This window comes from Pseudomonas entomophila (genome assembly GCF_029478665.1).
GTDB lineage: Bacteria > Pseudomonadota > Gammaproteobacteria > Pseudomonadales > Pseudomonadaceae > Aquipseudomonas > Aquipseudomonas entomophila_F.
In genome coordinates this window covers 1-8,081 of record NZ_JARPQB010000087.1, presented here as the reverse complement: position 1 = coordinate 8,081, position 8,081 = coordinate 1, and the positions used below count along the sequence as shown (strand labels likewise).

Annotated in this window: 7 protein-coding genes and 1 pseudogene; 4 read left to right on the top strand and 4 right to left on the bottom strand. The window is 62.5% G+C overall.

Features of this window, described 5'->3' with window-relative positions:
* Positions 1-104: 104 nt before the first annotated feature.
* The 4 genes from P5705_RS25600 to P5705_RS25585 all read right to left on the bottom strand — a co-directional run bounded on the left by P5705_RS25600 (position 105) and on the right by P5705_RS25585 (position 3,514).
* Positions 105-1,139, bottom strand: a complete 1,035-nt coding sequence (locus tag P5705_RS25600; RefSeq protein ID WP_277463656.1) for an alpha/beta hydrolase family protein — start codon at positions 1,137-1,139, stop codon at positions 105-107.
* 31 nt (positions 1,140-1,170) lie between these two features.
* Positions 1,171-2,430: a type II toxin-antitoxin system HipA family toxin gene (locus P5705_RS25595; RefSeq protein ID WP_277463657.1), complete on the bottom strand. Its 1,260-nt coding sequence runs from the start codon at positions 2,428-2,430 to the stop codon at positions 1,171-1,173.
* A complete protein-coding gene (locus P5705_RS25590) occupies positions 2,423-2,740 on the bottom strand; it encodes a helix-turn-helix domain-containing protein (protein ID WP_277463655.1) in 318 nt (105 codons plus the stop codon). Before P5705_RS25590 ends, P5705_RS25595 begins: the two co-directional genes overlap by 8 nt.
* A gap of 303 nt (positions 2,741-3,043) precedes the next feature.
* Positions 3,044-3,514, bottom strand: a complete 471-nt coding sequence (locus P5705_RS25585) for a GNAT family N-acetyltransferase (RefSeq protein ID WP_277463654.1) — start codon at positions 3,512-3,514, stop codon at positions 3,044-3,046.
* Between the two features lie 225 nt (positions 3,515-3,739).
* Between P5705_RS25585 and P5705_RS25580 the strand changes: the two genes are divergently transcribed.
* The 4 genes and pseudogenes from P5705_RS25580 to P5705_RS25565 all read left to right on the top strand — a co-directional run.
* Positions 3,740-5,239: a PLP-dependent aminotransferase family protein gene (locus tag P5705_RS25580; RefSeq protein WP_277463653.1), complete on the top strand. Its 1,500-nt coding sequence runs from the start codon at positions 3,740-3,742 to the stop codon at positions 5,237-5,239.
* Between the two features lie 245 nt (positions 5,240-5,484).
* The gene (locus P5705_RS25575) at positions 5,485-5,862 is read left to right on the top strand and encodes a helix-turn-helix domain-containing protein (RefSeq protein WP_277463652.1); all 378 of its coding nucleotides are present in this window, start codon (positions 5,485-5,487) and stop codon (positions 5,860-5,862) included.
* Positions 5,859-7,163, top strand: coding sequence for a type II toxin-antitoxin system HipA family toxin (locus P5705_RS25570; protein WP_277463651.1), 1,305 nt, complete (start codon positions 5,859-5,861; stop codon positions 7,161-7,163). Before P5705_RS25575 ends, P5705_RS25570 begins: the two co-directional genes overlap by 4 nt.
* 158 nt (positions 7,164-7,321) lie before the next feature.
* Positions 7,322-8,081: pseudogene (locus P5705_RS25565) on the top strand (L-lactate permease); the annotation flags it as partial.

Here is an 8,081-nt window from a genome sequence, read left to right as displayed (position 1 = left end):
GCCCTTTCGCGACACAAGGCCGCTCCCACAAGGGCAAACGTAAACTACGAATACGCTGCTAGACAGTTGCTCCCAGAATGGGGCTGTGCAATCTCCCGCCCTCGTCAGCTACGAAATGACTGCCCCAGAAACTCGGTAATCAACGCAACAACCTGCTGCTGGATCAACGCCCGCGGCCGTGCGTTCTCACCATCCCGGCAAATGACGCCATCACCTGGCGCGTCTTCTTCAAGCAACGCCACCGCGCCAGGTTTGCACATCGACAGGAAGCTGAAGTGGCTGGCGTCCTTGATCTCGACATAGCGACTGGTCGCCGGGGGCAAGCGCTTGGCCAAGTCGGCGGACTCCAACTGTGCCGGGAGGTCTTCAGAGGGCGCGCCCGCCGCGATCACCAGTGCTGGCACCGGCAACGCCGCCAGGCTTTCAGTGGTCATGCCGCGTGACAGGCCCAGGTCCAGGGTCACGATGGCCGTGACACGTTTGTCGCTCAGGTCGCCGCCCAGCCGGGCTTGCGCTGCCGCGTCAGGGTTGGCCTGTTTGTAGACGCCACAACTGGCCAACTGCGGATGGGCCTTGCAGTCCTGGGCAAACCGCTCGGGATCGAACCGCGACCCGGCGATTTCCAGGGCGGTCCAGCCACCCAGTGAATGCCCCACCACTGCAACCTGATGCTTCGCCACCGCCCCAAACCGATCCGGCTGAGCCTGCACCGCATCGATGGCCCGCTGCAGGTCCATGGGGCGCTGCCACAACTGGGCAGCGGCTTCAGGGTCGCGATCACGGGTGGTCGTGCCCGGGTGGTTGACCGCCGCCACTATGTAACCCCGTTGCACCAGCGCGGTGGCCAGCCATGACTGGTTGCCCCAGTTACCGCGAAAACCGTGGGAAAGGACCACCAATGGATGCGCACCTGGGGCCGGTGGCGCATCACGAACGGCGAGATCGCCGACAAACACCGGTGTATCCGCGATCAATTGTGGCGTGGCAGTGGTTGTACTCGGGTACCAGACCACCAGCTCCAGCGGGCGATCCTTTTGCCCGTCCGAGAGCTTGGAGGTCTGGAACCCGATGGGAATATCGCCCGCGAAGGCAGGTAAGTTCAGACAGATAAGAAACAAGAAGCCGAGCATTGTATTCATTGTTTTTCGTCCTTGAAAGGGTCTGCATCGATCAGCGCAGCAGGGCAATGTTCTCGTCGATCCGGCCCTGCATCATGCGCAATGTATCCGGGCTGATCATGCACGGGTAGTGCTGCTCGGCCAACGTAGTGAACTGGCTGGCCACTGTACAAAAACGCTCGATAAGCGCCCCCGCCTTGGCTGGGGGGATTTCCGCCTCATGGGCCAGCGCCAGCATCGCCGTACGATCGATCGCCAGGGCCTCGCCCATCACATCCATCTGGTGATAGCCCCCCGGCCCTTCGCAGAAGGTCACATCGTAGGCCGGCGCCAGCGTCCACTGCCCCGTGCGCGACATCAGGTAAGCGAAGTTCTTGGGGTGGTCGTCGCGGTTGTTGAAGGCCACGTTGAACAGCGCACGCTCAAAGGCGCGTGCTTTCTCGCGCAGGTCGTTGGTGCAGAGATGGGTTGCACGCAGGAAATTCACATAGTCCAGTGCACCAGGTGAGCGGAAATCCGCACCGGTGAACGCTGCAAGACTTTGCATGGGCACGCGTATTTCACCTTGTCGATCAAAGCGCTTGCTGGCAAAGGCCGCCAACCCGTTGGGCAGGCTGAAATGCTGGGTGTCCGGTGTCGGGATGCCACAAAGGCGCAGGCACTCTGCATAGACCATCTCGATGGCGCAGACCTCGGGATGCTCTTCCCGAGCAGGAAACTTGATCAGCCAGGCCTCAAGCTCTGGCTTGGCCAAGGTGGTAAACGTATTGATGTGCGGGTCGCGATACACCAGCGCCTTGGGTCTCGCGCCTTGCGGGGAGCCGCCTACCAACAGCAGTTGTTGCAGAAACGCCCCACCCTCCCCTTTGAGCACATCCTGCACCTCGGCCGCCAGTTGCTCCATGGGGATGTGGTCCTGCGCTATCAAACCTTCGGGTGCCACCGGCTCGAACGACATGGCGCCCATGGCGTTGTCACCGATATACGCCAACCGCTCCAGGGGGCCTATTCGGGCAGCATTCAGGCCACGACGTTTGAACAGCCGGTCCATCAGCAACATGCCCCAGCCGTCCGGCAGCGCATCATAGACTGGCCCCGGTACGCCGATCTGATGCCCGGGGAAGCCTCTGCGCACGGCATCGCCTTGCAGGGGCAGTAGATGAGCTGACAGTTCGAAGCCCCGCTGTCTGGCCTCGGGGCTGTATTCGAAGATGATCTGTGGTCGCTGGCTGACAGCGGTGGAAGTCGCCAGAGTGCCCCAGAGCCAGCGCTCGCCCCAGCCCTCGTAGTACACACGCACTTTTTCAGGCATCGCCGTGTTTTCTCCTGATGCGTTGACGCTTGGCGCCCTCTTCATAGCGCTGCAGGTCCGCAAGGCTGTCCAGCTTGGGCACGAACAGGTTTTCCAATTCCTTGCCCCGGCCCAGCACCATCGCCACCCTGACCAGGTTCTCGAAACCGACGTTACGTCCGGCTTCCAGATTGGAGACCGTGTTGGTGGCAATACCGGCCCGGCCTGCCACGTCGGCCTGGGTCATCTGTTGCGCAAGGCGCTCGGTGCGAAGACGCTCGCAGAGGCGTTTGACGACCTCACTGGGCTTGCTGAAGCTTAAATCCAACATGACAAGGCTTAACCTGGGAATCGGCGTTTAAATCACAGATTATAAGTATTATTGAGCAGAATGCTTAAGTGTTAATTCCTAGATTTTTGATTTTATCTAGTTAAATACCACTTAGGACATGCCAAAATGTATTTAATTTTGTATCCCGATCCCTTTCCCTGCTCGGACCAGAAAATGTCCAAGGACAATATCTGATGAATGAGGCGTGAGAGCGCAGTAGGCCGCAGGTGATTACACCGCTAGGCAGGTACCATCCTTCGCGGGGCAAGCCCACTCCCACGCCCTCATCTGCTCACAATGGACTTAGCGAGCAACATCCAACGGCATCCGGTACTCGATCACCCCCGGCTTCTCGGCAATCCAGTCATACAACCGCTGCGCAGTCCGGTTGGTTTCCTGGGTATGCCAGTACAACCGGTCGCACCGCTGCTTCCCGGCCTGGTCCTGAACGAACTCGATCAGCCGCTTGCCGATCATCCTCCCCCGCGCATTCGGGCACACGTACAGGTCTTCCAGGTAACAGAAATCATTGCGCCCCCAGGTCGAGCGGTGGAACACATAGTGAACGAAGCCGAAGATTTGCTCGCCGTCGGTAGCCACGGCGCAGTGCATGGGCTCGGCCGGGTCGAAGAAGCGCGCCCAGGTACGCTCGGTGATGGCTGGGCCCAGGTCCACTTGGTAGAAGGCCTGGTATTGCGCCCAGTAGGCGGACCATGGCTGCAGGTCGGCTTGCTTCACTTCGCGTACGAAAACGGGCAGTTGGGTGGTGGTCATTGTTCAAACCCCTTTTGGACAACACAGCTTAATGAGTGAGGGGGCCGGCCTGCCCGTAGCGCTTGCCTTCCTTGGTGATTGCTTGCGGACCTGGGTTTTATAGCGGATAAATGGCTGGTTTTTACCTGCCAATTATTCGGTAGTTACCAGACCATTTTTAGGGGCGCGATCAGGCCCCAGGATTGGCAGGCTTCTGTCAAATCCAGCCGCCAAGGACCCAGGCCAATGTTCAAACACGCCCAGCTGGAATCGGTAAAAGCCTGGCTAACCGATCCCGCCCATGGCGCACTGGCGCGGCACGTGCGCATCCAGCGGGCCATCCGCCAGTTGATCCTTGAGGGTGCCCTGCCAGTCGGCAAGCCGCTGCCGGCATCGCGGTCGCTGGCCAGTTCGCTGGGCGTCTCGCGGGACACCGTGGAGTCGGCCTACAGCCAGTTGCACGCCGAGGGCTTCATCGAGCGGCGCGTGGGCAGCGGCAGCTTCGTATCGCAACGGGCCCGGTGCCTGCCGTCGCGCAAGCGCCAGCGCCAGTCACTCAACGAAGCCCCGGTGCAGTTGAGCCGGCGAGGTGAAGCGCTGTTGCACAGCGGTGGCGTCCACAACTTCCAGTCGCCCCGCCCCTTCGCCCCGGGCGTGGCCGAAACCCGGCATTTCCCCCTGGCCGTCTGGGAGAAGCTGGAGCGACAGGTGTACAAGGAATACGGCACCCGTGCCCTGGAACACAGCGAGCCACAGGGCATGCTCTCCTTGCGCAGCGCAATCGCCGACTACCTCAACCTCGAACGCGGGGCCCAGGCATCCGCCGACCGTATCCTGATCCTCACCAGCTCGCAGCAGGCCCTGGGCCTGTGCGCCCAGGTGCTCATGGACGCAGGCGACCGGGTGCTGGTCGAGGACCCGCTGTACCAGGGCACCCGAAAGGCCATCAGCGCCGCCAGGCTGCAAGGCGTGCCGGTGCCGGTGGACGCGCACGGCCTGCAGGTGGACGGCATGGCCCAGCTAGCGCCGGATGCCCGGGCGCTGTTCCTCACGCCCTCGCACCAGTACCCAACCGGCGCCACCCTGTCGCTGGACCGGCGCCTGCTGGCGATCGAATGGGCGCGCCAGCAACGGGCGTGGATCATCGAGGACGACTACGACAGCGAGTTCCACTATGCCGGTCGCCCCAACGCCTGCGTGCAGGGTCTGGACTCGCACGCGCGCACGCTGTACATCGGCACCTTCACCAAGTCGCTGGGCGCCGGGCTGCGCATCGGCTACCTGCTGCTGCCACCCCAGCTCGTCGCGCCAATGACCGCCGCGCGAACGCTGCAGGATGGCCACAACGCGTCCATCGCCCAGCTGACCCTGGCCCGGTTCATGGAGGACGGGCACTTCAACGCCCATGTGCGGGCCATGCGCAGCCTCTATGCCGAGCGACGCGACGTGCTGGCGGACCTGGTGCAGCGGCACCTGGGGGCGTTCCTGCGCCCGCAAGTGCCGGTGGGTGGGCTGCAGATGCCCTGCCACTTCGTTCAGGACTTGGCGGAAGACGCCGTGGTCAGGGCGGCAGGCGGAGCGGGGATCGATCTGTTGGGGCTGGGCAGCTTGTACGCGGTGCCGAGGAACGATGCCGGCTTGCTGATGGGGTTTGCGGCACTGACGCCCGCCGAGATGAGGGAGGCGGTGGTGAAGCTGGGGAAGGTACTGGCAGGTTTGGTCACTTCGGGACGTTCGATTCGGTAGTCCGTTCTGCGCGAAACGAAATGTGGTAAACCAAACGCTGAAATCCGCCGCGAAAACCAGGGCCTGACAACGCCTATAATTCTTGGCAAAAACCATAAAATACGCACTTAACGCCTAGAAAATTAGTTTTTATTCAGTAGCGAATTTTCCTTTCAAGCGCACTATACAAAGCCTAGAATCATAGGCATTCAAATCAATAGCGGCGCTTTAAGCATAGGATCCCAGGCGTTATGAAAGCCATATCAATGACTGACGACGCTATCGCCAACGAGATCGGCCAACGCATTGAGGCTATCCGCCTGAAGCGTAATATTGGCCAGGACATCGTCGCCCATGAAGCCGGGATTTCCCGGGAGACCTACCGCAAGCTCACGGCTGGCAAAGGCACCCTGGTGAACGTGATTGCCGTCCTGCGGGTGCTGGGAGAGCTTGATCGTCTAGCCTCCCTCATCGAGGACGTCAGGACCAGCCCCTTGCAACTGGCAAAAATGCAGGGCAAGCAGCGGATGCGGGCGAGAGTCACACGGGCTACACCGCCAGCGCCTGAACACGGAATCAGGACGCCTATCGGCAAGCCCACGCTCATTGGTGGCCCCAAACCCGACAAGGATGACAGCTGGTGATTGCACGGATCTATCTCTGGGATGTGTATGTAGGCGCGCTCAACTGGAACACGCAGACCCAGACCGGAGAGTTCGAATACACCCCCGAGTTCGTCAGGACGGGCCTTGAGATCTCGCCGGTCCATATGCCGTTGCGCCAGGACTACACCTACGTATTCCAGGGGCTGGACCGCGAAACCTTCAAGGGCCTGCCCTCAATCCTCGCCGACTCCCTGCCCGATGATTTCGGCAACGCGCTGATCGATGCCTGGCTGGCCCAGCAGGGGCGTGACAAGGCAACGTTTACCCCGGTCGAGCGCCTGCTGTACCAGGGCAAGCGCGGCATGGGCGCCCTGGAATATCGTCCGGCGATGGCCACCGAGCGGGACAAGGGGGAGAGCATCCATATCGATGCACTGGTGCGCCTGGCCAGCGAGGTGTTGTCCGAACGCGAGTCGATCGCCGAGCGCCTGGAAGCGAAGGACCCGTCGCTGGACGACAGCGCCCTGCAGCACCTCATCCAGATCGGTACCAGCGCGGGCGGCGCCCGGGCCAAGGCGGTGATCGCCATGAATGCCGAAGGCGAGATCCGTTCGGGCCAGGTCACCGCGCCGCCGGGCTTCGAGTACTGGTTGCTCAAGTTCGACGTAGCCAAGGACTCGACCGTGCTGGCTGACTCGCAAGGCTATGGGCGCATCGAGTACGCCTACCACCTCATGGCCAGGGCGGCCGGCATCACCATGACCGAGTGCCGATTGCTGGAGGAAGGTGGACGCGCTCACTTCATGACCCGGCGCTTCGACCGCATGGCCGAAGGTGAAAAGATCCACGTCGCGACCTTGTGCGCCCTCGACCACGCCGACTTCCGCAAGCCAGGCCAGTACTCCTATGCCGAGGCCTTCGGGGTGATGCGCGCACTGCGGATTTCCCGCGACGGCGCCGAGCAGTTCTACCGCCGCATGGTCTTCAACCTGGTGGCACGCAACCAGGACGACCACACCAAGAACACAGCCTTCATGATGGACACCGACGGCACTTGGTACCTGACGCCGGCGTATGACGTGTCCTATTCCTACCTGCCTGGCAGCTTCTGGGGCGATAGCCACCAGATGACCGTGAACGGCAAGCGCGACGACTTCACCCTCGACGATCTGTTGAGCGTGGCCAGCCAGGTCCGGGGCATGGATGCGCGAGGGATCATCAAGGAAGTCTGTGAAGCCGTCGCACAGTGGCCGCAATTTGCTAGAGAGGCTGGTGTGCCCGCCGCCGCCAGTATGCGTATCGGCGAAGTTCATCGTCTCTACCTTGGAGATGGGCTGTGAGCGGCGTTTCCAACACTGCAGTCGTACGACCGATTGCTATGCCTCCATACCCGCCAGAGCTGTATTGAAAAACCCCCACCCCCTGTATCTGTCGCTGCGTAGTCCTTCGTTCCACCATCCCCTCCACACTCCCTCGGATGGCTGAAGGAACCCGCATCATGGTTGCCCTGCTGCTGCAAATGTCCCCCATTGGCCTGGTAATCGCGCTGATTCTGCTGCTGCGCCGCCCGCCCGTACAGGCCGCGCTGGCCGGCGTGGCCGGTGTCCTGCTGCTGTGGGGCCTGGGCGCCGCGCAGCCGCTGTCGGCGGCGGTGTCCGGCGCGATCCTGCAAGACACGCTGATCCTGCTCCTCAGTACCGCCTGCGTGATCGTCCCAGGGCTGGCCTTCGTCATCCTGGTCGAGCGGGCCGGCGCGCCGCAGGCAATTGGCGCCTGGGTGCGCGAACTTGGTTGGACGCCGCCGATGCAGGTGATCTTCATCGTACTGGGCCTGGCGCCGCTGCTGGAGGCGATGACCGGGTTCGGCGTATCGCTGATTGCCACCGTGCCGCTGCTGATGGGACTGTTCTCGCGCCAGGTCGGTATGAAGATGGCCCTGGCCGGCATGGTAGTCATGCCTTGGGGCACCCTCGGGCTGGCCACGGTGATCGGCGCGCTGCTGGCCCATGTGCCTGCGCAGGAACTGGGCAGCCATTCGGCGCTGGTCAGTGCACCGGTGTTCCTCGGCCTGGCCGCCGTGGCGCTGGTGCTGGCGGGGATTCGCAGCGTGCAGGCATGGCTGGGGTTGGCGCTGATCTCAATGCTGTTCAGCGCGGTGCTGTATGCGGTCAACCGCTGGATCGGGCCGGAGGCTTCGGGCGTGCTGGCCGGGCTGGCGGTGGCCGCTGTGGGGCTGGGGATTTCCTGGGCGCGGCGCG

Coding starts and splice junctions, on each gene's coding strand:
- P5705_RS25575 (WP_277463652.1), top strand. CDS start 5,485: ATGACTGACGACGCTATCGCCAACGAGATCGGCCAACGCATTGAGGCT.
- P5705_RS25595 (WP_277463657.1), bottom strand. CDS start 2,430: ATGCCTGAAAAAGTGCGTGTGTACTACGAGGGCTGGGGCGAGCGCTGG.
- P5705_RS25585 (WP_277463654.1), bottom strand. CDS start 3,514: ATGACCACCACCCAACTGCCCGTTTTCGTACGCGAAGTGAAGCAAGCC.
- P5705_RS25600 (WP_277463656.1), bottom strand. CDS start 1,139: ATGAATACAATGCTCGGCTTCTTGTTTCTTATCTGTCTGAACTTACCT.
- P5705_RS25590 (WP_277463655.1), bottom strand. CDS start 2,740: ATGTTGGATTTAAGCTTCAGCAAGCCCAGTGAGGTCGTCAAACGCCTC.
- P5705_RS25580 (WP_277463653.1), top strand. CDS start 3,740: ATGTTCAAACACGCCCAGCTGGAATCGGTAAAAGCCTGGCTAACCGAT.